Raw genomic sequence first — 22,216 nt, 5'->3', positions numbered from 1 at the left:
GCCATCGACATCGGGACGCGCAACGCGCCCGCGAGGCGTCCGCCGCATCACGCCGACTCGGTGTCTGCTGAACGCCGCCCGAATGGAGCGGTGCGCGTCGCACCCGATGCGCTCGACTGGGATGCGGATCGAAGGGAGCGACATGCGGATCGTGATCACCGGCGCGACGGGCAACCTCGGCACGGCCATCCTCAGACGGCTGGTCGACGAGGGGCACGAGCTGATCGGCGTCTCGCGGCGGGCGCCGCGCGACGAGCACCCCTACGCGGGCGCGGAGTGGCACGAGATCGATCTCGCCGCGGATGCCGCCGACGGTCTGCTCGTGCCGCTGCTGACCGGCGCGGATGCCGTGATCCATCTGGCCTGGAAGCTGCAGCCCCAGCGCGACGAGGCGGAGCTGCACCGCACCAACGTCGACGGAGCCGAGGTCGTGCTGAGAGCGGCGGGAGCAGCCCGGGTGCCGCAGGTGGTCGTCATCTCGTCGGTCGGCGCCTATTCCGCGGGGCCGGTCGAACCGGCTGTCGACGAGGAGTGGCCCACGTCGGGCATCCCGACCTCGTCGTACTCCCGCCACAAGGTCGAGGTCGAGCGCCTCCTCGATCGCTTCGAGGCCGAGCATCCGCACATCCGGGTCGCTCGCGTGCGGCCCGCACTCGTTTTCCAGCGCGCCGCCGCGTCGGAGATCACGCGCCTGTTCGTCGGCGCCGTGCCGCCGACCCTCATCGGCCGCGTCCGCTCCCCGCTCGTCCCGCTGCCCGCGCAGCTGAACCTGCAGGTCATCCACGCCGACGACCTCGCCGACGGGGTCGCCCGCATCGTCGAGCAGCGCGCGACCGGCGCATTCAATCTCGCCGGCGAGCCCGGCATCCGCCCCGCCGGTCTGGCGCGACTGCTCGGCGGTCGCCGCGTGCCGCTTCCGCTGTCGGTGCTGCGCGCGCTCGCCGCGCTCACCTGGCGGCTCCGTCTGCAGCCGACGGCGCCGGGATGGATCGATCTGGCAGCCCAGGTGCCCCGGATGTCGACGGCGCGGGCCCGGACGGAGCTCGGCTGGACGCCGCGCGTCGACGCGCGCGATGCGCTGCGTGAGCTGCTGGACGGGATGCGCGACGGTGCGGGGGAGCGGGCTTCTGCCTCTCTCGCGCCGCACCGATCCGAGCAGGACGCTCTGACATCCGAGACAGCCCCCGGCGGGACAGAGCTCTAGCCCTCATACCAGTTCAGTCGACTCCTGTCACCCCTGCGCGGAGCCCGCCTCGGGTGCGACATACTGACGCCGGCGTCGCGGTGCGGCGCGTGAGGAGGCTGGTCATGCCGTTTCGCACGAAGCCTCTGCTCGAGGGGTGGGTGGCCGAGTTCGCCGCAAGCGGGCGCGGTGTCGGAGGGGTCATCAGGGTCATCGACCAGGACGGCTCGGACGGGTCGGACACCGGGCTGATCACGGTGATGCTCGACGACGCGTCGACGGTGATCTACCTGCAGCCGTCTGCTCCGCGCGACCCCGCGTGGACCGTGACGTTCGAAGGTCGAGAAGAGGCGTTCTCGCTGACGCCCGAGGGTGTGGCGAGGATGTCGTCGGGACTCCGCCTCGTCGCCAACCTGGGCGATTTCCTCCAGGCCAAGTCATCGACCTATCTCGGGGCGCATCCTTCCTGAGCGTCAGCGGCCGTCGTCGACGGCATCGAGCAGAGTCTCGAGCAGGGCTGCGGCCCGGTCGACGTCGGCGGGATCCGCCTGCGCGATCGCTCGCTCCAGTCGGCTGTCGAGCGCCGAGAGCGTGCTCCACGGATCGGCGCTCCAGTCGATCAGGGCGGTGAGCCGCGTCGCTCGACGATCCTCCTCATCGGGGTCGCGTCGCACGAGTCCGCGCCGCACAAGGCGATCGGTGAGAGTCGAGACGCTCGCGGACGTGATGTGGAGGTGCTCGCGCAGGCCTGACGGCCGGATCCCCGGATGGCGGGCGATGAACTCCAGGGCGCGGGCGTCCATCTGCGTGATCGCCAGCTTCTCGCGGGCGGCGATGAGCGCCGCGGCGCGGGACTCCGCGTGGGCGTCGAGCAGCTCGAGAAGGCGCCGTGTCGCGGCGCTCGTCGTCGGCTGCTCGGCGGGCACGACTCCGATGTTATGACCCGGCGGCGGTGCCATCCCGATCCGACTTCAGTCCAGCGCCGATGCGGTGAGCGCGCGAGGCGGCGCCTGGCCGTCGCCTCGGAGTCCACGTCCGCGCATTCCCTCGCAGAGAAGACTCGGCTCATGTCGATCGATTCATCCGCGACCACGCCCCGCCGCGAGAGCGACGCGATCGACGACGCAGCCTGGGCAGCCGAGGAGCTCCGGCGCGCCGAGGCTCACCTCGCGCGCCGCCGGCAGTCGCGATGCGGCCCGTCGGACACCGACCGCCAGGCCTGGCGCTTCGTGCTCGAGCGCTCCGATGCCGGAGAGACCACGACACCGAAGCAGCTCGCCGATCACCTCGGCATCACGACCGCATCCACGACGAAGCTGCTGCAGCGCATGGAGGCGGCGTCGCTGCTCCAGGTGCGCGCGAATCCCGACGATCGACGCAGCAAACTCGTCGTGCCGGTGGACCGCAATGACGATCCCGACCTGGTCGATCCCCTGACGACGGAGATCCGCGGGATCGCGCAGAGTCTCTCGGGTGATGAGGCGCGGATCGTCGCGTCGTTCCTGCGCCGCGTCGTCGTCGCCGTGGACGAGGACTGTCGCTGAGTCAGCCTGCGAGCTCGTCGGGACCGACGATCCGATCGAGCTCCATCTGGATGCGCTCGAGGGTGGCCTCGATCACGATCGGCGCGATGACGTCGGCGGGGTCGAAGCCGAGGAGGAGATCGTGCTCCTCCGACATGATCCCGAGGATGCGGCCCGCGGTGAGCTGGGGGTATTGCGCCGAGAGTCGGGCGGCGGCTGCGTCGTAGGATTCGGCCGTCGTCATGCCCTGAGCCTAGACGGTGCGCGGGACCGGGCGGGGGTTAGCTAGCCGGGCGAGGGGATCGCTCTACGCGTCTCTAGAATCGCACTGATGACCGACGATCACTCCAGCTCCGGCTACTGGTACGACGAGCATCGTCGCGCGACCAGCGTCGACGTGCTGAATCTGATGCGTCAGTACCGGCAGGCCGAGGCCGACATGCGCCGCCGCACCCGCGACTCGATGGGCATGGGCGAGACCGACCTGCTGGCCCTGCGCTACCTGCTCAAGGCAGAGAAGGAAGGCCGCGTCATGACGGCCCGCGATCTGAGCGCGCTGCTGCGCATCAGCTCGGCCTCGACCACGGCGCTCGTCGACCGACTCGAGCGCGGTCACCACATCGCCCGGGCCCCGCATCCCACGGATCGTCGGATGCAGGTCATCGTGCCGACCGTCGAGACCGACGCCGAGGTGCGGCAGACGCTCGGGCGGATGCATCAGCGCATGGTGCAGATCACCGATGAGCTCGTCGAGGACGAGCTGGCGGTGGTCGCGCGGTTCCTCAGCGGGATGATCCACGCGGTGTCCGACACCGAGGATCTGGATCAGGAGCTGCGCGACGTCGTGCGTCAGATGAACGACGGCGAGGATGCCGGAGATCCCACCGCGCGCTGATCGCCGCCTGGATGCCTCGTGGTCGAATCTCGGACGCGCGCTGAAGAAGTTGTCGACACATCCCCGACTCCTCGATAATCGACGGCAGTCGAAGCGAGCGGAGAGGTCATGAGCGACGTACTTCGAGACACCGGCGCCGATCAGGGCGATGAAGCCGATCGCGGCGTCGCGGGCACGCTCTCGCTCGAGGCGGGCGCGCTGCTGCGCTCGTATGGTCAGTATCTGCGTCGCAACCAGGCTGCGCCGGGCATCGGCGTCACCGATCAGGCCGCGCTCTCGTTCCTCTACGAACGACGACGACAGGGCATCCCGTCGACGAGCACGGATGTGACCACCTATCTCGGCGTGTCCTCGCCATCTGGGGTCGCCATCGTCGACCGACTCGCCGCCGCCGGCCTGGTGACGCGGGTGCCGCATCCCGACGATGCTCGCAAGAAGCTCATCGTGCCGTCGCAGGATGCCGCTGACAGCCCGCTCGAATCCGCCGTCGCCAGCGCGGTGGCCCGCATCGCTCCGGGCCACGAGGAGGCGATCGGCATCTTCCTCCGCGCGCTCGCCGATGAGCTGGACGCGATGGACTCACGGGCCGAACCGGCTCGTGCGCAACTGCTTCGACAGCAACGTAGTTAGAGAAACTAGCGATTTGACTAGTTCGCCTAACTAGTTGTAACGTCGTGACGTCGAAAGGACGCCATGACACTCACCGTCGAAGGCCCCGCGGTCCCGGTCGCACTCGTCGCGCACCGCGGTCGAGCCGACCAGCTGCCTCCGCTCGTTCCCAGCCCCCGTGGCCGTGATCGCGCGCTCATCGCGAGCGCCGCCGTCGCCGGCGTCGCGGCGTTCGCCGCGTCCGCCACCGGCCTCCTGCTGGTGCTGGGCGTATGAGCGCCGCCATCGCCCAGCCGAACGCGGTCATCGCGGGACGCTGGAAGCACGTCGACTCGGCTCTCTGGGTCGCCACCGTGCGTGGCGGCGCGGAGCACATCGGGCTCGTGCAGCGCACGCCCGACGGCTACGACGCCCGCGACCGCCTCGACCGACGGATCGACGTCTTCCCCGACCATCGCAGCGCCGCCCGCGCGGTGCTCGACACCTACGCCGACGGAGTGATCGCATGAGCATCCACATGAGCCCCCGAGCCGACCGCACCATGATGTGCGCCTACGGCAACCTGGCGGTGGCCGCTCTGCAGCTCGAAGCACTGCGCGACCGCGGCGAGCTCGTCGCCGGCGCCGACGACGAATTCTCGGGATGGGCGCAGAGCGTCGGCCAGGCGCTTGAGCATTTCGAGCGCATCCAGCTCACCCTCATGCACGCCGATCAGATCACCAACACCCTGCCTCTGCAGCTCGGCAACGGCGCGACCGTTCCGGCGGACGCCGCCTACCTCGACCGGATCTCAGCGCGGATGCGCAAGCTGCGCCAGATCGGCGTGCTGCGTGGATATGCCGACACGATCCACGCCCGCGTCGGCGGCGCTTCGGCCCCCGCCGCTCGTTCCGAGTCGGTCGTGCCGCTCGCCGCGGCGAGCTGACGAACCTCTCCTCCCCGACCCGACCCCTCTGAAAGGAACGCTCCCATGAGCTTCATCGCATTCCTCGTCCTCGGCCTCATCGCCGGCGCCATCGCCAAGCTGATCCTGCCGGGCAAGCAGCCGGGCGGCATCATCGTGACGCTGATCCTCGGCGTGATCGGCGCCATGGTCGGCGGGTGGATCGCCGGGTTCTTCGATCAGAACGTCTACACCAGCTTCTTCTCGCTGAGCGCGTGGATCGCGGCCATCGTCGGAGCGATCATCGTGCTCCTCGTCTACGGCCTCATCGTCGGCCGTCGCGGTGCGCGTGCCTGAGCAGGCCGGATCGGCGTCGGCGCTCCCGCCGACCGAGCCGATCGACATCAGCGAGCTGCTCGCCGCGGACACCGCCGCGAGCGTGTGACCATCGAAGCGGATCCCGTCGCCGACGGGGTCCGCTTCGTCGTGTCGGCCTCGCCACGCCCGTGGTCTCTCCTCTTCGCCGCTAGCCTCGCTGGTCGCTTGTTCATCGAGCGAGCAGTCGACCGAGCGACCAGCCGAGCGAGTGACCCCCCCGCGGGAGACGTGGCGTCGAAGCTGGACGGCGACCGGGCATCGACAACCCGCGTCGCGAGCGGGCCTAGCGTCGCCGCATGACCTCGACCGACGGAACCCCCGCTCCCGATCGCGACGACTCCGGCATGACGGCCAGTTCGCGCCCCTCGGATGCGCTGCCGGAGTCGGCAGCGCTCGACGATGACACCCTGGCGCCCACGAGCGAAGCCGACGGCGCCGGCACGGGCGCAGATGTCGAGGTGCCCGAGAACAAGCGTCCCGAGGTCGAGCGCTCGGAGCCCCATCCCGACAAGCTCGTCGAGGGCAACCGGGTCGCGACGGCGAAGGACATGGAGTGACGATCGGCTGCGAGCGCAGCGGCCGCGAGCGCTGAGACCGCGAGCCGGATCCGCGTCGCCTGTGCGTCTGCCGAAGCGCGCGGGCGCTCACGCTGACCGCGGGGTGCACTGAGAAGACCGGATGCGCGCCGCAACGGATCCGTCGGCGTCGACTCCGGGGAACGGAGGACGACCATGACCGACGAGAGCGACCTCGAACGTCTGGCGGATGCAGCGCAGGGCGTCGCGGCCGGCGGAACGATCGGACCGAGCGGAACGGCGACGGCCGCATCCATCGTGCCGCCGGACGCGAACCCGCCGGACGTCAGCTCCGCCGGTGCTCCGGATGAGCCGATCGATCCGCTCGGGCCGGGCGAGCTGCCGGACTCGCCGGACGAGCCACCCGAGCCGCAGACCGATCCCGAGCAGAGCGCCACCGGGCCGTCGGCGTGACCTCAGCGCGCCGGGTCGAGCTGCCCAGCGGTCGAGCAGCCGGGGTGAGCGGTCTCGGCGACCCGATCTCGCGGCGGCTGGTCGTGACCTGTCATCCGCTCGGAATGGCCGGTGGATTCGACCCCGACCCGCTGCTGACGCAGCACTGGGGTGTGCACATCCTCGGCTACGACCGGCCCGGTTACGCCGCGTCCGATCCGTGGCCCGAGGGCGAAGCGCCCTCGGTCGCGCGGTGGGCGGACGACGTCGGCACCGCCGTCGAGAGCGACCTGAGAGAGGCGGCGGAGAAGGCCCCCGCGGCCTACCGTGACACGATCGGCGTGCTCGGCTGGGGCGGCGGCGGTGCCTTCGCGATCGCGCTCGCCGCGCGGCTCGGAGCACGGGTCGACCGCCTCGTGATCGTGGAGACGCCGAGCCCGCGCCGCCTCGCGTCCCTCGCGGTGGCCGAGCGCGACGACCCGGCGATCGAGATCGGCGACGACCCGGCGACGCTGCGACGTCGCCAGCACGCGATCGACGCCGCCGATGAGCAGGGCGCGGCCGGTCGCATCGCCGATGCCCGGGCTCTGCTGCCGCGCGACTGGGCGGCGGGGATGCGCGGCATCGACGCCGAGACGCTGCTCGTGCACCGCCGCGATCCGCTGAGCTCGGGCGAGGCGGATTCGCGCTGGTTCCGGCGGCACCTCAGGCACGCTCGTGCGGTGCTGACGAACTCCGACCGGCCGATCATCGACCACTGGCACCGGGTGCTCGAGCATCTGGCCCCCGACCACGGCGAGATACCCGAGCGGCTGCGCTGAGCGGCGCACCGCACGACGAGCAGCACCGCACGACGAGAGCACGAGGAGACCGGCATGACCGACGAACAGAATCAACCCATCATGGACGGCGCGACCGAGGCGACCGCGGCCCAGAAGCGCGAGGGCCTGGAGGAGCAGATCGCCGTCGACCACCGCGGCGACACGGCGGGCGCCGACATCGACCGCGCGGTGCGCGAGCACCAGGCCGGCCTGGATGTCGCGGTCGACGAGAGCGAAGACCGTGACGCCGGCGAGGGCGACAAGCAACCCGTCGCCGAGATTGACGACGCCGAGCCCGGCGCCTCGGCATGACCGAGCGCGATGATGAGCTCGCCGAGGTCTGGGACGACTGGCGCGATGCCGTCAACATGGCGCCGGCCGAGCTGAAGGAGTGGCTCGACACCGACGAGTCGAAGAGCGTCGGCGACAAGGACGACGGCGAGTCGACGGGTCATCGTTCCGGACGTCGCATCGTCACTCTGCTGCGCAAGCACAAGGGCGATCTGACCCGCGACGACATCGCCTGGATGCGCAAGGTGGTCGGCTACGTCGCCCGGCACAGCAAGCAGCGGCCCTCGGGCGACGTCACCGACACGCCCTGGCGCTACTCGCTCATGAACTGGGGGCACGACCCGAAGAAGTGAGTCGGGGCGGCCGACGGGCGCCGCGCATCCACGCCGCCCGACCACCCGCTGAGAGCGCGCCGAGCGGGAGCGGGCCCCGCGCGCCGAGCCGCCTACGTTCGCCGCATGACGAACTGGGGTTACACGCTGATGACCGAGCAGAGCGGGCCGCGCGAGCTCGTCGGCTATGCGCAGGCGGCCGAGCGGGCCGGCTTCGATTTCGAGGTGTCGAGCGACCACTACTCGCCGTGGCTGACCGAGCAGGGGCACGCGCCCTACGCCTGGACAGTGCTCGGCGCGGTGGCGCAGGCGACCGAGCGGGTCGAGCTGATGACCTACGTGACCTGCCCGACCGTGCGCTACCACCCGGCGGTCGTGGCGCAGAAGGCCGCGACGCTGCAGCTGCTGGCCGAAGGTAGGTTCACGCTCGGCGTCGGCTCGGGCGAGAACCTCAACGAGCACGTCGTCGGCGAGGGCTGGCCGGCGGTGGATGCGCGGCACGACATGCTCGAAGAGGCGCTGGAGATCATCCACGCGCTGCACACCGGCGATCTCGTGACCTACGACGGGCAGTACTTCCGCGTCGACTCGGCCCGCATCTGGGACCTGCCCGACGAGGGCGTGCCGATCGCGGTCGCGGTGTCGGGCGAGAAGTCGGTCGATGCCTTCGCGCCGCTCGCCGACCACCTCATCCAGGTGCAGCCGGATGCGGATGTCGTGCAGCGGTGGACCGGCGCCCACGACGGCCCGTCGCGCGTGATCGGCCAGCTGCCGATCTGCTGGGGCCCCGACAAGGACGCCGCGATCGAGCAGGCGCACGCGCAGTTCCGCTGGTTCGGCGGAGGGTGGGGCGTGAACGCCGACCTGCCGACCCCGGCCGGTTTCGCCGCCGCGTCGAAGTTCGTGCGGCCCGACGATGTGGCCGAGGCGATCGCCTGCGGCCCCGACCTCGACGAGCTCGCCGAGAGCGCGCGGCCGTTCCTGGATGCGGGATTCACCGACATCGCATTCGTGCAGGTGGGCGACGAGGGCCAGGAGCGCTTCCTGGCGGAGGCGGCCGAGCCGCTGCTCGAGAAGCTGCGAGCGCTCGCCTGATGCGGCGGGAGGTCGGCGCCGAGCTCGAGCTGCGCACCGAGGGTGACGCGACGGCGCTGCTGTCGATCGCGGTGAGCTCCGCGCATCCGCTGATCGCCGAGTCGCTGGCGGTGACGCGCGACGGCGTCGAACAGCCCGTCGACGAGCTCGTCGGACCTCACGGCGCCCGACTGCACGAACTCGATCTCGGCGCGGGCGTCACGCGGGTGAGCTACGCGGCGACCGTCGACGTCGCGCCGACCGCGAGCGTCGGGGCCCTCGACGCCTGGACCTTCACGCGGCCCAGCCGTTACTGCGAATCCGACCGACTGGCCGCAACCGCGCAGGCCGAGTTCGACGGGCTGGCAGGCGTCGACCTGCTGGATGCCGTCAGCTCCTGGGTCGGCACCCGGCTCGAGTACGTGCCCGGCTCGAGCGGCCCGACCGACGGCGCGGTGCAGACGCTGCTGCAGCGCACCGGCGTCTGCCGCGACTACGCGCACCTCGTCGTCGCGCTGCTGCGGGCGCGCGGCGTGCCGGCCCGACTCGTCTCGGTCTACGCGCCGGGGCTCGACCCCATGGACTTCCACGCCGTCGCCGAGGCGCTCATCGACGAGCGCTGGCTGGTCGTCGACGCCACGACGCTCGCCCCGCGCAGCAGCCTCGTGCGCATCGCGACCGGGCGCGACGCGGCCGACACCGCCTTCCTGACGAGCCGCGGCGCCGCCGTCACGCTCGAGAGGATGGAGGTCACCGCGGTCGCCGACACGCTGCCCGACGACGACGTGCGCGAGGGCGTCGAGCTGAGCTGAGCGCCGGAGCGTCCCGCTCACCCGCCCGCGCGACCGCGGCGACGGCGAGCGCATCGGCGTCGGCGTCGCGCCGGCTCCGCGTCCGCTCCGTGTCCGCTGGACGCGCGGCCGCGCATCCACCGCCCGCCCGTAGCGTGCCGCGCATGACCGACTCCCGCAGCTTCCAGCCGACGACCGCGATCGTCACCGCCTCCGATTCCGGCATCGGCCGCGCGACCGCCGTCGCCCTCGCCCGCGCGGGGATGAAGGTCGGCGTGACCTGGCACAGCGACGAGGACGGCGCCCGCGAGACCGCGCGCCAGATCGAGGAGGCCGGCTCGACCGCCCTCGTCGAGCGACTCGACGTGACCGACCGCGACAGTGCGGTCGCCACGATCGACCGGCTGATCGACGGTCTCGGCGGCGTCGACGTGTTCGTCAACAACGCGGGTGCCGGCGGCGGCACGCCCTTCCTCGAGATGGACTGGGACGAGTGGCGACTGACCGTGTCGACCGACCTCGACGGCGCCTTCACGGTGCTGCAGCGCGCGGCCCTCGACATGGTCGACCGCCATGTGCCGGGCCGTCTCATCGCCGTGACGAGCGTGCACGAGACCCAGCCGCGGGTCGGCTCCTCGGCCTACGACGCCGCCAAGCACGGCCTCGGCGGGCTGATGAAGACGCTCGCGCTCGAGCTCGGCGAGCACGGCATCACCGCCAACTGCGTGGCTCCCGGCGAGATCGCGACCGACATGGCCGAGTCGGGCGGCCAGGACCCCTACGAGGTCGACCGGCCCGGCATCCCGCTCGGCCGCCCCGGCCACGTCGACGAGATCGCCGCCGTCATCGCCTTCCTCGCCTCGCCCGCCGCGAGCTACGTCACCGGGGCCTCGTGGACGGTCGACGGCGGCATGAACAACATGGGCCCGCAGGCCGGCTCGCACCTGACCTCGGGGGAGTGGCGCCGTGGCTGAGGGCGCGGCTGCAGCGCGCCGCACCGGCCTCGCCGCACCGCGGCGCACCGCCCTCGGCCGCCGCCCGAAGGCCGTGCTGTTCGACATCGACGGCACCCTCGTCGATTCGAATTACCTGCACGTCGACGCGTGGATGCGCGGCCTCGAGCAGGCCGGACATCCCGCGCCCGCGTGGCGCGTGCACCGCTCGATCGGCATGGACTCCGAGGCCCTGCTCGACGACCTGCTGCCCGAGGGCGCCGGTCAGGAGGTGCGCGACCGCGCATCGGGCGGCCACAAGTCGGCCTACCTCGACAGCACGGACCGCCTGCGGCCGCTGCCCGGAGCCCGCGAGCTGATCGACGAGCTGCGCGCGGCGGGCACGACCGTCGTGCTGGCGACCTCGGCGCCCGAAGACGAGCTGCGCATCCTCATGGACGTGCTCGGCCTCGACGAGGGCGACGTCGCGACGACGAACGCCGACGACGTCGACACGGCCAAGCCGCATCCTGGAATCATCGCCGTCGCGCTGGAGCGCGGCGGGGCGACCGCGGCCGAGTCGGTCATGATCGGCGACGCGGTCTGGGATGTCGTGGCCGCCGGACGCGCGGGCGTTCCCGCGCTCGCGGTGCGCTCGGGCGGCATCGGCCGCGACGAGCTCGCGGAGGCCGGCGCGCGCCGCGTGGTCGACGGCGTCGCCGACCTGCGCGCCGAACTGCTCGACTGACGGGCGCCGCACCAGCCCGCTCGCGGGACCTCGCGGGACTCAGCGAGCGGGCCGATGCGGACGGCGGCTCACGGCGACGTCATGCCGCCGTTGACGTTGAGCGTCTCGCCCACGACGTAGCTCGACTCGGGCGACGCGAGGAAGACGAAGGCCGGCGCGAGCTCGGCGGGCTGCCCCCAGCGGCCGAGGCCGGTGCCCTCGCCGACCGACGGCAGCTCCTCGGGCGGCTGGCCGCCGGCGGTCTGCAGCGGCGTCCAGATCGGACCGGGCGCGACCGCGTTGACCCGGATGCCCTTCGGGGCGAGCGAGGCGGCCAGGCCCTTCGTGAAGTTGTTGATGGCGCCCTTCGTCGCCGCGTAGTCGAGCAGCGTCGGCGAGGGGGAGTAGGCCTGGATCGACGTCGTGTTCACGATGGTCGCTCCGGCGGGCAGGTGCTTCAGCGCCGCCTTCGTGATCCAGAACATGGCGGAGATGTTCGTTCGCAGGGTCTCGTCGAGCTGCTCGTCGCTGATCTCCTCGAGCGACGGCCGGTTCTGCTGCTTGCCGGCGTTGTTGACGAGGATGTCGAGGCCGTCGAGCTGGGTCGCGGCCTGCTGCACGAGGTCACGGCAGAACGCGGGGTCGGTGATGTCGCCCGGCAGGCAGACGGCGGTGCGGCCGGCGTCGTGGATGAGCGCGGCGATGCGCTGCGCATCCGGCTCCTCCTCGGGCAGGTACGAGATCGCGACATCGGCACCCTCGCGCGCGAAGGCGATCGCGGTCGCGCCGCCGATGCCCGAGTCGCCGCCCGTGATGAGCGCCTTGCGGCCGACGAGGCGGCCGCTGCCGCGATAGGTCTGCTCGCCGAGGTCGGCGCGCTCCTGCATGTCGCGGTCCAGACCGGGTCCGCTCTGATACTGCTCCTCGGTGTCGATGCGGGCATAGAGCTTCGTCGGATCGGAGAACGTGAACTGGTCGCGAGTGGCGGTGTCGGAGGAGGTGTCGGTCATGCGGCGACGCTAGGCGGCGTCGGGATGCGCGACGCCCGCGTTCTCAGGGGATGCACGTCGCGCATCCACCTGCCGTGCGGAGCGTCGCGCGAATCACAACACCGGGTGAGCGCCGTCTGGGTGTCGGCTGGTCACTCGGCTGGGCATCCCCGTCGCGTTCTTAACGTGGCTGTCGACGGCCCGCACCGGCCCGGTCCCGCCACGACCGGACGATCCGACGCGGGCACCCCGAGATCGGAAGGAGCGTGTCATGACCGACACCCTCGACCGCACCCAGACCACCCAGGACAACGCCCACAGCGCGAGCGCCCCCGGCGACGCCGGCGCCCGCAGCAGCCGCCGCGAGAACGCCGAGCACGGCTTCACCGCCTCGGAGCAGCTGATCGCGTCGCTGCAGCGCGTGCACGTCGACCTGATCGAGCTGCACCTGCAGGGCAAGCAGGCGCACTGGAATGTCGTGGGCAAGAACTTCCGCGACCTGCATCTGCAGCTCGACGAGATCGTCGAGGACGCGCGCGAGTTCAGCGACACCGTCGCCGAGCGCCTGCGCGCCCTGCACGCGGTGCCCGACGGTCGCAGCGACACGATCGCCGCGACGACCTCGCTGCCGAACTACCCGCACGGCGAGATCGACACCGCCGAGACCGTCGACCTGATCACCCAGCGCCTCGAGGCCACGGTCGCCACGATGCGCGAGGTGCACGACGCGGTCGACGACGAGGACCCGACGAGCGCGGACATCCTGCACGGCATCATCGAGCGCCTCGAGCAGCTGGCCTGGATGGTCAGCGCCGAGAACCGCACCCCCTCGGCCTGAGCGGGGCGCGATGACGCACAAGCACTACGACTACCTGATCGTGGGCGGCGGGATGGTGGCGGATGCCGCCGCCCGCGGCATCCGCGAGCTCGACCACTCGGGCTCGATCGGCATCCTCAGCGCCGACGTCGACCCGCCGTACACGCGCCCGGCGCTGTCGAAGAAACTGTGGACCGATCCCGACTTCGAGTGGGATCAGGTGCCGTTGAACACGGCCGAGGAGACCGGCGCGGATCTGACGCTGGAGACGCTCGTGTCGGCGCTCGACCGCGACGAGCGGCAGGTGTCGACGAGTGATGGCGACGTCGTCGGCTACGGCAAGCTCCTGCTCGCGACCGGCAGCGTGCCGCACCGGCTCGACGCGCCGGATGACGACCGCATCATCCACTTCCGCTCGGAGGACGACTACCTGCGGCTGCGCCGCGAGGCGGGCAAGGGCACGCACGTCGCCGTGGTGGGCGGCGGCTACATCGGGGCCGAGCTCGCCGCGGCGCTCGTGCAGAACGGCGCGCGGGTCACGCTCGTGCATCCCGACGACGTGCTCGGCGGGGCGACGTTCCCGGCCTCGGTCGCCGAGGTCTACGAGAAGCTGTTCGTCGATGCGGGCGTGAACCTGATCGCCGGGCGACGAGCCGAACGTGCCATGGTCGAGGGCGACGGGATCGTGCTGCAGCTCGATGACGGCACGGCGGTCGGCGCCGACCTCGTGGTCGCCGGACTCGGCGTCTCGCCCGCGACCGATCTGGCCGAGGAGGCCGGGCTCGACGTCGAGGACGGCGTCGTCGTCGATGCGCACCTGCGCACGGCCGATGAGCGCGTCTGGGCCGCGGGCGACATCGCGCTCTACCCCGACGCGATCCTCGGGCCGACGCGCGTCGAGCACGTCGATCACGCGACGGCCTCGGGACGCACGGCCGGTCGCGCCATGGCGGGCGCGCAGGAGGCCTACCAGCACACGCCGTTCCTCTACTCGCAGGTCTTCGGCGTGCGGTGGGAGGCGGTCGGCGAGCTGGATGCGGGCCTCGAGACCCTCGAGGACTGGATCGAGCCCGGCGCGAGCGCCGTCGTCTACTACCTCGACGGCGCGACGCCCGTCGGGGTGCTGCTGTGGGCGGTCGCCGACCGCACGGATGCGGCGCGGGCGGTGCTGGCCGATCCGCCGGCGACGCGCGATGAGCTGATCGGCGCGATCCGCCCGTGAGCGCGAGCCGGGACCCCGCGCATCCCGGGTCCGCCCCCGCGAGACCCGGCGACGGGCGCTCCACTCCGATCGAGGATCACGCGGCGCTCGGCGACGGACGTACGGTCGCGCTCGTCGATCGGAGCGGCACGATCGACTGGCTCCCGCTGCCCGGTCTCGACGCCTCGCCGATGTTCGCGCGCCTGCTCGACGAGACCGACGGCGGCTGCATCGAGCTCGCCCCCGTCGCAGCCCACCGCATGACGCGTTGCTATGTCGCGGGAACGAACGTGCTCGAGACCCGGTACGAGACCGAGCACGGTGTCGCCGTCGTGCGCGACGCGCTCGTGACCGGGGTCGCCGGTCGTCTGCCGTGGGCCGAGCTGGTGCGCCGCGTCGAGGGCGTCGACGGGCGCGTCGTGATGGCGTGGCGCGTGGCCCCGGGCACAGCGTTCGGCACCCGCTCGCCGTGGATCGCCGATGCCGAGCAGGGCGTCATCCGGGCCGGCGATCTCACGCTGGGCGTGGTCACCGGCAACGTCGGCACGCCCGACCCGGTCGACCACTCGTCGTCGGATGCGCTGGGCGCGCGATTCCGCACTTCGCCCGGATCCGTGCACGTGCTGGGTCTCTCGGCGACCGAGCGCGAGCCGCTCCACCTGCCCGATCCGCTGCGCGCGGGCGAGGCGATCGACCGCACGATCGACGGCTGGCGCACGTGGTCGAAGGAGTTCGCCTACGACGGCCCGTGGCGCGAGACCGTGCAGCGCAGCGCGCTCGCGTTGAAGCTGCTCATCCACGCCCCCTACGGCTCGATCGCGGCGGCGGCGACGACCTCGCTGCCCGAGACCGACTCCGGCGGCAAGAACTGGGACTACCGCTTCGCCTGGGTGCGCGACCTCGCCTACACGGTCGGCGCGCTGGTGCAGTTCGGCCTGCGCGAAGAGACCCACGCCGCGCTCTCCTGGCTGCTGCGCGCGATCAAGGCCTCCGCGCCCGACCTGCAGATCTTCTACCGCCTCGACGGCTCGGTCGACGGCGAGGTGACCGAGCATCCCGACACCGCCGGATGGAACGGCCTCGGGCCCGTCGTGACCGGCAACCCGGCGAAGGACCAGCTGCAGCTCGGCGTCTACGGCGACCTGTTCGGCATCGTGCGCGCCTACGTGGCCGAAGCCGACGGCAACGTGCTCGACGTCGGCACCGGCGAGCTGCTCGCCGACCTCGCCGATCGCGTCTGCGACAGCTGGCGCAGTCGCGACAGCGGCATGTGGGAGCTGCCGGAGACGCAGCACCACACCTCATCGAAGATGGGCTGCTGGCAGGCCCTCGACGCCGCGATCGATCTCGCCGAGCGCGGGCAGATCGTCGACCGTCGTGCCCGCTGGGTGCCCGAGCGCGAGCGCATCCGCGACTGGATCGGCGAGAACTGCTGGGATGAGCGGCGCGGCGCCTACACGATGTGGCCGGGGTCGACCGAGCTCGACGTGTCGGTGCTGCTGCATGCGCCGAGCGGCTTCGACCGCGGGGAGCGCATGTCGCGCACGATCGACGCGCTGGATGCCGAGCTCGGCGCCGGTCGCGGTCGGCTCTGGCGCTACTCCGGCATGCGCGAGGAGGAGCATCCCTTCGTCGCCTGCGGGTTCTGGGCGACGGCGGCGCTCGCCTGCGTCGGGCGCGTGCCCGAGGCGCGGGAGCGCATGGACTCGCTCGTATCGGACGTGAACGACGTCGGGCTGCTCGCCGAGATGGTGACGGTCGACGGAGCATTCCGCGGCAACTTCCCGCAGGCGCTGAGCCATCTGGCGCTCATCGACGCCGCCATCAAGATCCGCGACCTGGGCTGAGTCACATCATGTCGGCGGCGCGACCGCGACCGCCCACTCGCACCACGAACTCCGAGGAGGAGCTATGACGGACCAGTACCGCTTCACCGACCCGCGCAGCGCGTACCCGCGCATCCGGCCGCCGGTGCAGCAGCAGCCCGAGCCGGGCCTGCAGTCGCAGGCCGACCCCGTGCCCGATCTCGGCGAGAGCACGTATCGCGGCACGGGTCGCCTCGCGGGGCGCCGCGCGCTCATCACGGGCGGCGACTCCGGCATCGGCGGCGCGGTCGCGATCGCCTACGCCCGCGAGGGCGCCGATGTCGCGATCAGCTACCTGCCCGAGGAGCAGAGCGACGCCGACCACGTGCTCGAGCAGGTGCGGGCGGCCGGACGCGTCGGCGTGGGCATCCCGGGGGATCTGAGTCGCCCCGGCTTCCCGGCCGAGCTGGTCGAGCGGGCGGTCGCCGAGCTCGGCGGCCTGGATGCGGTGGTCAACGTCGCCGGACGCCAGCTCTGGGTTCCCGACATCGACGACCTCAGCGAAGAGCAGTTCGAGGCGACGTTCCGCACGAACGTGTTCGCGGCTTTCGCGATCGTCAAGGCGGCTGTGCCGCATCTCGCTCCCGGCTCGACGATCATCAACACCGCGTCGGCCGAGGCCTACTCGCCGGCTCCGGACAGGCTCGACTACGCCGCCACGAAGGGCGCGATCAACAACCTGTCGAAGGGGCTCGCCCAGCAGCTGATCGGCCGCGGCATCCGGGTCAACGTCGTGGCACCCGGACCGACCTGGACGGTGCTGCAGGTCACGCAGGGCGTGGACCCCGAGACGCTGCCCGACTTCGGCGCGAGCGAGGCCCCGATCGGGCGTGCGGGCCAGCCTGCCGAGCTCGCGCCCGCCTACGTCTACCTCGCCTCGGGCGAGTCGAGCTTCACGGTCGGCGCGACCCTCAACGTGAACGGCGGGATGATCACGCCCTGATTCAGCGCAGACCATCCCGCTCCCCGCTGAGGTGGATGGATTCACGGAGTGGGAACCTCTTACGCATGGAGCACCTGACATGAACGCCGCGCGCTGGCTGCCGTTCCTGATCGGCGGCCTCGTGATGGTCGCCATCGGACTCGCCATCATCATCGGCCGGGCATGGGCAGCCCGGTTCATCGCGGAAGCAAACCGGAGAGCCTTCGGGCTGAAACTGCGCAATTCGTCAGCCACGATGGCGTTCGTCGGAGCCATGTTCCTCGCGATGGGGACGGGCGCAGTGGTCATTGCCATAGTGACGGCGTTGTAATGACTGACATCGGCGGAGCCTGAGACGGCGCTACTGCTGTTCGCGCTCGGCTGCATCCGAAGCGTCTCGTTATCGCCCGCGGAGCAATCACCCACATGCGCCCTCGATCGTGGGCCTCGTGCCGCGAGTCCCCAGCTCCCCGCGCCGACGGCAGACGAGAGCCCGCCCGATCGGGGACGTGATCGGGCGGGCTCTCGGGTCGTGCGGATCGCACGCGACCGGGGCTCAGGGCTGCGGCGCGCCGCCCGAGGTCGGGTCGTCGTCGCCCTCGGTGTCGGGAGCGGAGCCGTCGGGCAGGATGTCCGGGTCGGTGCCGCTCGTGTGGTCGCCGTCGTCATTCGGAACCGAGCTCGGCGTGCCGTGCGGCACCACCTCGCTGTCCTCCAGCTCCTCGGCGGGACCCTCGCTCTCGGGATCGATGCCCGGGTCGGTGCTCTGCGGGTCGGTCATGTCCACTCCTTCCGCTCGTGGTCTCCTCCATGAGACGCCCGTCATGCCGGCCGCGACCGATCGTCACGGGTGGCGCTCAGCCGTCGGTCGGCGCGCAGTCGGGTGAGCTGCGGCGGGAGCTGCGTCACCCCGTCATCCATGTCCCGCGCCCGGACGTGAGGTGATCGCTCGATCCGCGCACGCTGGGAACCGCCGCCGCGCGCGCGCGGCGCTCGTAGCGTCGCATCCGACCCCGCACCCTTCAACGGTTCGCGGCGCGACGATCCCCTCGCTCCGTCGGTCCGACACATCGCGGGATGCGCATCCACGACCTCACCGGAAGGAACGCCATGGCAGAACTCGACGGCACGACGGTCGCGATCGTCGTCACGAACTACGGCATCGAGCAGGACGAGCTGGCGCGACCCCGCGATGCGGTGATCGAGGCCGGCGGCACCGCCGTGATCGTCGCGATCGAGGACGGCGAGGTGACTACCCTGGTCGGCGACAAGAATCCCGGGCAGACGTTCGCGGTCGACCAGGTCATCGGCGACGCCGACCCCGACTCGTTCGACGCGCTCATCCTGCCCGGCGGCACCATCAATGCCGACTCGCTGCGGCTCGAGACCGCCGCGATCGAGTTCGTCGCCCGCATCGTCGAGGCGAAGAAGCCGGTCGCGGCGATCTGCCACGGCCCGTGGGCTCTCGTGGAGGCCGGCAAGGTCGGCGGCAAGACGCTCACGAGCTACCCCTCGTTGCGCACCGACCTGCTCAACGCCGGAGCGAGCTGGGTCGACGAGTCGGTGCGCGTCGACGACGAGGGCGGCTGGACGCTCGTGACCTCGCGCGACCCCGACGACCTCGACGACTTCACCCGCGAGCTCGTGGGCGCCTTCTCGGCGGCCTGAGGCGCGCATCCCGACCCCTGCCCTTCCCTCCCCCGATCCGACATCCTCGAAAGGACACCCCATGAGCTCTGTACAGCGCGAAGCGAAGAAGCGTCTCAAGAAGGCCGCCGAGGCCGGGCCGCTCGACCCGATCGGCGCCCTGCACCGCGGCGGCTTCCGCAGCGAGTGGGCGTTCGTCGCCGGCTTCGGCTCGATCGCCCTGACCTTCCTGGCCTGGCTCGGCTCCCGGGCGAAGCCGGGCGACGACCGGGCGCAGTCCGACCGCTGGGGCCTGTTCGTCGGCCACTGGGCGCCGACGTTCTTCGCCCTCGGCCTGGCCCTGCGCAGCGAGGAGCGTCGCTGAGCGCCACCGCGCCCGCCGACGCCGCCGTGCAGGACACGGACGGCGGCGACGGGCGCCCCGTGCTCTTCGCCCTCCACTCGCTCGGCTCGAGCGCGCGGGAGTTCGACCGCGTGCGCGAGCTGCTCGCCGACGAGGTCGATGTCGTCGCTCTCGACCTGCCCGGGTTTGGCGACCTCGCCGACCGCACCGGCACCGCATCCGGAACCGACGTCGACGCGATGGCCCGGTCGGTCGTCGCGCGCATCGCCGAGATCGCCCCGGCGCGATGGATGCTGCTCGGGCACAGCATGGGCGGCAAGGTCGCGACCGTGGTCGCCTCTCGCGTGCTCGACGGCTCGGCGCCGCTGTTCGGGCTCGCCGGCGTCGTGCTCGTCGCCGCGTCGCCGCTGAGCCCCGAGCCGATGGATGAGGCGCGCCGCACGACGATGATCGGCTGGGCCGAGCAGGGCGGCATCGGCGATCTGCACGCGCGCACCTTCATCCTCGGCGATCTCGCCGACACCGACTCGCTCGACCCCGGCCGTCTCGAGGCGACCGTCGCCGACGTGCGCCGCACGAACCCCGAGGCATGGCGGGCGTGGCTCGAGCGCGGCAGTCAGGAGGACTGGTCGGAGCGGATCTCCGGGCTCCCGGTTCCGGCGCTGATCCTCGCCGGAGCCGAGGACGGCGACCTCGACCTCGATGCACAGCGCCGCCTCACCGCGCCCGCGTTCGCGAACCCGGAGCTGGCCGAGATCGACCGCGTCGCGCACCTCATCCCCGCCGAGCGTCCCGAGGCCCTCGCCGGCGCGGTGCGGCGCTTCTGGCGCGAGCGCGCCGGTCTCGGGCGTGCGGTGCCGCGCGACTTCGCGCGCGTACTCGCCTCCGACCGCACGAGCGCCCGCACGCGCGCGGTGCTCGCCGAGCGCGCGCTCGCCGACGACCCCGACTACGCTCCGGTCGTGCTCGACCGGGACCAGCTCGATCGACTGCGGCTGCTCGCCGACCACCTCGTGCCGCAGACCGGTCCGGCGATCGACCTGGCCGCCCGGGTGGATGCGCAGCTCGCGACCGGCGTCGGCGACGGCTGGCGTCCGGCCGACGCGCCGCCCGACGCCGAGGCGTACCGGCGCGCGCTCGACGCGCTCGCCGAGTGGGCGCGCATCCCCGACGCCGATGCGCGCGGCGAGGCGCTCGACCGGCTCGGCTCGGGCGAGCTCGCCTCCTGGCTCGAGGACGTCGCCGTCGACCTGGCGCGGCAGTGGCTCGCGCATCCGGCGACCATGGCCGAGGTCGGCTTCGACGGCATCGCCAACGGCGGCGACGGCGAGCGGCAGCAGGGATTCGTCGAGCTGCGGGCCGGCCGCCTCGAGAGCTGGGAGCCGCTGACGCCGAGCACGGCCGCGCGCCCCGAGTCGGGTGCCGGGGCGGGACCGGCGGCCGACACCGACGCGGAGGCTCGCTCGTGAAGCTCGACCACCAGCGCCGCTACTCCGACGACGAGGTCGTCGACGTCGTGGTGGTCGGCACCGGCGCCGGCGGAGCGCCCCTGCTCGCCTCGCTCGCGGGGCACGGCCTGCGCGTCGTCGCGCTCGAGGCGGGCGACAACACCGAGCCGCGCGATCACACGCCCGACGAGATGCTCGCCGCGCAGCAGATCAACTGGATGGACGACCGGCTCAGCGGCGGCGACGACCCGACCGCCTTCGGCCCGAACAACTCCGGGCGCGGCGTCGGGGGATCGATGCTGCACTGGGGCGCCTTCGCGCCGCGACCCGACCCCCGCGATCTGCAGCTGCGCACCGAGACCGGCCTCGGCCGCGACTGGCCGATCCCGCACGCGGAGCTCGTGCAGCGCATCCAGCAGGTCGAGGCCTTCGTCGGCGTCGCCGGGCCCGAGCACTACCCGTGGGATCCCTCCCGCCGGTACGCGATGCCGCCCGTCGCTCGCAACGCCTCGTCGGAGGCGATGCTGCGCGGCTGCGCCGAGCTCGGCATCCGCGCGACCGACGGACCCGTCGCCGTCGCCACGCGCGATCGGGAGCAGGAGCATTGGGGCCTGCGCCACGCCTGCGTCAGCTGCGGAGCGTGTCACCAGGGCTGCCGTACCGGCGCCAAGGTCACGATGGACACCACCTACCTGCCGCTCGCGGTCGCCCGCGGTGCCGAGATCCGGCCGGGCTCGATGGTCGTCGACATCGAGACGGATGTGCGCGGCCACGTCGAGGCGGTCGTCTACCGTCGCGACGGCGCGACGCACCGGCAGCGCACGTCCGCGCTCGTGCTCGCCGCCGGCGGCGTCGAGACGCCGCGACTGCTGCTGCACACGGGACTCGCGAACAGCAGCGGCCGCGTCGGCCGCGACTTCCTCGCCCACGGCGCGACCCAGGTCTGGGGCCGCTTCGACGACGACATGCGCGCCTACCGCGGCTACCCGTCGTCGATCATCACCGAAGACACCGTGCGCCCGGCCGATGCCGACTTCGCGGGCGGCTACCTCATCCAGAGCCTCGGCGTGATGCCGCAGACCCTCGCGACCACGCTCGTGCGCGGCGGCGGGCTACGCGGCGCCGAGCTAGTCGGGTGGATGCGCGACTACCGTCACCTCGCCGGCGTCGGCATGAACGGCGAATGCCTGCCCGCCGACGCCAACCGCCTCACACTGACCGACGAGATCGCCGCCGACGGCCTGCCGCGCGTGCGCGTGGACTTCAGCGCCGGCGAGAACGAGAAGCGGATGGAGGCGCACGCGGTGCGCACGATGCGGGCGATCGTCGAAGCCGCGGGAGCGCGCGAGACCCTCGTGCTGTCCCGCACGGCCCACACGATCGGCACGGCGCGCATGGGCTCGGATCCGAGCGACTCGGTCGTCGACCCGGACGGGCGCTCGTGGGACGTGCCGAACCTCTGGATCTGCGACAACTCGGTGTTCCCGAGCTCGCTGATCGCGAACCCCGCGCTCACGATCATGGCGCTCGCGCTGCGCACGGCCGACAAGCTGCTCGCGGCGCGCTGAGCGCGGGCT

At 72.1% G+C, this 22,216-nt stretch carries 31 protein-coding genes; 27 read left to right on the top strand and 4 right to left on the bottom strand.

Annotation, left to right across the window (positions count from 1 at the left end; all coding sequences use genetic code 11):
* Positions 1 to 142 precede the first annotated feature (142 nt).
* Positions 143 to 1,204, top strand: coding sequence for an NAD-dependent epimerase/dehydratase family protein (locus FJ658_RS00625; protein ID WP_141143448.1), 1,062 nt, complete (start codon positions 143 to 145; stop codon positions 1,202 to 1,204).
* A gap of 104 nt (positions 1,205 to 1,308) precedes the next feature.
* Entirely contained in the window at positions 1,309 to 1,653 is a 345-nt protein-coding gene (locus tag FJ658_RS00620) for a hypothetical protein (RefSeq protein WP_141143447.1), read from the top strand.
* A 3-nt stretch (positions 1,654 to 1,656) separates the two neighbouring features.
* Here the strand turns inward: FJ658_RS00620 and FJ658_RS00615 are convergent, their stop codons facing one another.
* Complete coding sequence (locus FJ658_RS00615; RefSeq protein ID WP_255447475.1) at positions 1,657 to 2,109, bottom strand: MarR family transcriptional regulator; 453 nt, start codon at positions 2,107 to 2,109, stop codon at positions 1,657 to 1,659.
* Between the two features lie 141 nt (positions 2,110 to 2,250).
* Here FJ658_RS00615 and FJ658_RS00610 point away from each other — a divergent pair, with 141 nt between their 5' ends.
* The gene (locus tag FJ658_RS00610) at positions 2,251 to 2,727 is read left to right on the top strand and encodes a MarR family winged helix-turn-helix transcriptional regulator (RefSeq protein WP_141143445.1); all 477 of its coding nucleotides are present in this window, start codon (positions 2,251 to 2,253) and stop codon (positions 2,725 to 2,727) included.
* A 1-nt stretch (position 2,728) separates the two neighbouring features.
* Here FJ658_RS00610 and FJ658_RS00605 read toward each other — a convergent pair whose 3' ends face one another.
* Positions 2,729 to 2,950 carry a hypothetical protein gene (locus FJ658_RS00605; protein ID WP_141143444.1) on the bottom strand — a complete coding sequence of 74 codons (222 nt, stop codon included), beginning with the start codon at positions 2,948 to 2,950 and terminating at the stop codon, positions 2,729 to 2,731.
* A gap of 87 nt (positions 2,951 to 3,037) precedes the next feature.
* On the opposite strand from FJ658_RS00605, the gene FJ658_RS00600 reads away from it, so the two are divergent.
* The 15 genes from FJ658_RS00600 to FJ658_RS00530 all read left to right on the top strand — a co-directional run bounded on the left by FJ658_RS00600 (position 3,038) and on the right by FJ658_RS00530 (position 11,428).
* Entirely contained in the window at positions 3,038 to 3,601 is a 564-nt protein-coding gene (locus FJ658_RS00600) for a MarR family winged helix-turn-helix transcriptional regulator (RefSeq protein WP_141143443.1), read from the top strand.
* Positions 3,602 to 3,709: 108 nt separating this feature from the next.
* Positions 3,710 to 4,231, top strand: a complete 522-nt coding sequence (locus FJ658_RS00595; RefSeq protein WP_141143442.1) for a MarR family winged helix-turn-helix transcriptional regulator — start codon at positions 3,710 to 3,712, stop codon at positions 4,229 to 4,231.
* Between the two features lie 63 nt (positions 4,232 to 4,294).
* The gene (locus FJ658_RS00590) at positions 4,295 to 4,486 is read left to right on the top strand and encodes a hypothetical protein (RefSeq protein WP_141143441.1); all 192 of its coding nucleotides are present in this window, start codon (positions 4,295 to 4,297) and stop codon (positions 4,484 to 4,486) included.
* Positions 4,483 to 4,719 carry a hypothetical protein gene (locus tag FJ658_RS00585; RefSeq protein ID WP_141143440.1) on the top strand — a complete coding sequence of 79 codons (237 nt, stop codon included), beginning with the start codon at positions 4,483 to 4,485 and terminating at the stop codon, positions 4,717 to 4,719. The genes FJ658_RS00590 and FJ658_RS00585 overlap by 4 nt, the downstream gene beginning before the upstream one ends.
* Before the next feature lie 8 nt (positions 4,720 to 4,727).
* Positions 4,728 to 5,135 carry a hypothetical protein gene (locus FJ658_RS00580; RefSeq protein WP_141143439.1) on the top strand — a complete coding sequence of 136 codons (408 nt, stop codon included), beginning with the start codon at positions 4,728 to 4,730 and terminating at the stop codon, positions 5,133 to 5,135.
* A gap of 45 nt (positions 5,136 to 5,180) precedes the next feature.
* Entirely contained in the window at positions 5,181 to 5,450 is a 270-nt protein-coding gene (locus tag FJ658_RS00575; protein ID WP_141143438.1) for a GlsB/YeaQ/YmgE family stress response membrane protein, read from the top strand.
* 317 nt (positions 5,451 to 5,767) lie between these two features.
* Positions 5,768 to 6,028 (top strand): hypothetical protein, encoded by a 261-nt coding sequence (locus FJ658_RS00570; RefSeq protein ID WP_141143437.1) that lies wholly within the window; start codon positions 5,768 to 5,770, stop codon positions 6,026 to 6,028.
* A gap of 174 nt (positions 6,029 to 6,202) precedes the next feature.
* Positions 6,203 to 6,460: a hypothetical protein gene (locus FJ658_RS00565; protein WP_141143436.1), complete on the top strand. Its 258-nt coding sequence runs from the start codon at positions 6,203 to 6,205 to the stop codon at positions 6,458 to 6,460.
* A 44-nt stretch (positions 6,461 to 6,504) separates the two neighbouring features.
* Positions 6,505 to 7,260: a hypothetical protein gene (locus FJ658_RS00560; RefSeq protein ID WP_141143435.1), complete on the top strand. Its 756-nt coding sequence runs from the start codon at positions 6,505 to 6,507 to the stop codon at positions 7,258 to 7,260.
* 54 nt (positions 7,261 to 7,314) lie between these two features.
* A complete protein-coding gene (locus FJ658_RS00555) occupies positions 7,315 to 7,572 on the top strand; it encodes a hypothetical protein (RefSeq protein ID WP_141143434.1) in 258 nt (85 codons plus the stop codon).
* A complete protein-coding gene (locus FJ658_RS00550; RefSeq protein ID WP_141143433.1) occupies positions 7,569 to 7,904 on the top strand; it encodes a DUF3140 domain-containing protein in 336 nt (111 codons plus the stop codon). Before FJ658_RS00555 ends, FJ658_RS00550 begins: the two co-directional genes overlap by 4 nt.
* A 105-nt stretch (positions 7,905 to 8,009) precedes the next feature.
* Positions 8,010 to 8,978: a TIGR03557 family F420-dependent LLM class oxidoreductase gene (locus FJ658_RS00545; RefSeq protein WP_141143432.1), complete on the top strand. Its 969-nt coding sequence runs from the start codon at positions 8,010 to 8,012 to the stop codon at positions 8,976 to 8,978.
* The gene (locus FJ658_RS00540) at positions 8,978 to 9,769 is read left to right on the top strand and encodes a transglutaminase family protein (RefSeq protein ID WP_141143431.1); all 792 of its coding nucleotides are present in this window, start codon (positions 8,978 to 8,980) and stop codon (positions 9,767 to 9,769) included. The genes FJ658_RS00545 and FJ658_RS00540 overlap by 1 nt, the downstream gene beginning before the upstream one ends.
* Before the next feature lie 143 nt (positions 9,770 to 9,912).
* A complete protein-coding gene (locus FJ658_RS00535) occupies positions 9,913 to 10,722 on the top strand; it encodes an SDR family oxidoreductase (RefSeq protein ID WP_141143430.1) in 810 nt (269 codons plus the stop codon).
* On the top strand, positions 10,715 to 11,428 hold the full coding sequence (locus FJ658_RS00530) for an HAD family hydrolase (protein ID WP_141143429.1): 714 nt from the start codon (positions 10,715 to 10,717) through the stop codon (positions 11,426 to 11,428). Before FJ658_RS00535 ends, FJ658_RS00530 begins: the two co-directional genes overlap by 8 nt.
* A 68-nt stretch (positions 11,429 to 11,496) precedes the next feature.
* Here FJ658_RS00530 and FJ658_RS00525 read toward each other — a convergent pair whose 3' ends face one another.
* Positions 11,497 to 12,417 carry an SDR family oxidoreductase gene (locus FJ658_RS00525; protein WP_141143428.1) on the bottom strand — a complete coding sequence of 307 codons (921 nt, stop codon included), beginning with the start codon at positions 12,415 to 12,417 and terminating at the stop codon, positions 11,497 to 11,499.
* Between the two features lie 250 nt (positions 12,418 to 12,667).
* Here FJ658_RS00525 and FJ658_RS00520 point away from each other — a divergent pair, with 250 nt between their 5' ends.
* The 5 genes from FJ658_RS00520 (at position 12,668) to FJ658_RS00500 (ending at position 17,532) form a co-directional block, all read left to right on the top strand.
* Positions 12,668 to 13,234 (top strand): Dps family protein, encoded by a 567-nt coding sequence (locus tag FJ658_RS00520; protein ID WP_141143427.1) that lies wholly within the window; start codon positions 12,668 to 12,670, stop codon positions 13,232 to 13,234.
* 10 nt (positions 13,235 to 13,244) lie between these two features.
* Positions 13,245 to 14,435 carry an NAD(P)/FAD-dependent oxidoreductase gene (locus tag FJ658_RS00515; protein WP_141143426.1) on the top strand — a complete coding sequence of 397 codons (1,191 nt, stop codon included), beginning with the start codon at positions 13,245 to 13,247 and terminating at the stop codon, positions 14,433 to 14,435.
* Positions 14,432 to 16,261 carry a glycoside hydrolase family 15 protein gene (locus tag FJ658_RS00510; protein WP_370454738.1) on the top strand — a complete coding sequence of 610 codons (1,830 nt, stop codon included), beginning with the start codon at positions 14,432 to 14,434 and terminating at the stop codon, positions 16,259 to 16,261. The genes FJ658_RS00515 and FJ658_RS00510 overlap by 4 nt, the downstream gene beginning before the upstream one ends.
* 64 nt (positions 16,262 to 16,325) lie before the next feature.
* A complete protein-coding gene (locus FJ658_RS00505; RefSeq protein WP_141143425.1) occupies positions 16,326 to 17,222 on the top strand; it encodes an SDR family oxidoreductase in 897 nt (298 codons plus the stop codon).
* 79 nt (positions 17,223 to 17,301) lie between these two features.
* Complete coding sequence (locus FJ658_RS00500) at positions 17,302 to 17,532, top strand: hypothetical protein (protein ID WP_141143424.1); 231 nt, start codon at positions 17,302 to 17,304, stop codon at positions 17,530 to 17,532.
* A gap of 225 nt (positions 17,533 to 17,757) precedes the next feature.
* On the opposite strand, the gene FJ658_RS00495 is transcribed toward FJ658_RS00500, so the two are convergent.
* Complete coding sequence (locus FJ658_RS00495; protein ID WP_141143423.1) at positions 17,758 to 17,982, bottom strand: hypothetical protein; 225 nt, start codon at positions 17,980 to 17,982, stop codon at positions 17,758 to 17,760.
* Between the two features lie 329 nt (positions 17,983 to 18,311).
* On the opposite strand from FJ658_RS00495, the gene FJ658_RS00490 reads away from it, so the two are divergent.
* The 4 genes from FJ658_RS00490 (at position 18,312) to FJ658_RS00480 (ending at position 22,207) form a co-directional block, all read left to right on the top strand.
* Entirely contained in the window at positions 18,312 to 18,869 is a 558-nt protein-coding gene (locus FJ658_RS00490) for a DJ-1/PfpI family protein (protein WP_219995675.1), read from the top strand.
* Positions 18,870 to 18,930: 61 nt separating this feature from the next.
* A complete protein-coding gene (locus FJ658_RS15915; protein WP_255447474.1) occupies positions 18,931 to 19,212 on the top strand; it encodes a hypothetical protein in 282 nt (93 codons plus the stop codon).
* A gap of 26 nt (positions 19,213 to 19,238) precedes the next feature.
* Positions 19,239 to 20,660 carry an alpha/beta hydrolase gene (locus FJ658_RS00485; RefSeq protein WP_181408264.1) on the top strand — a complete coding sequence of 474 codons (1,422 nt, stop codon included), beginning with the start codon at positions 19,239 to 19,241 and terminating at the stop codon, positions 20,658 to 20,660.
* A complete protein-coding gene (locus FJ658_RS00480; protein WP_141143420.1) occupies positions 20,657 to 22,207 on the top strand; it encodes a GMC family oxidoreductase in 1,551 nt (516 codons plus the stop codon). Before FJ658_RS00485 ends, FJ658_RS00480 begins: the two co-directional genes overlap by 4 nt.
* Positions 22,208 to 22,216: the final 9 nt, after the last annotated feature.

It is taken from the genome of Schumannella sp. 10F1B-5-1, from assembly GCF_006517535.1.
Classification (GTDB): Bacteria; Actinomycetota; Actinomycetes; order Actinomycetales; family Microbacteriaceae; genus Schumannella.
The sequence above is the reverse complement of the archived record's forward strand: the minus strand, read 5'-3'. Positions and strand labels throughout refer to the sequence as shown.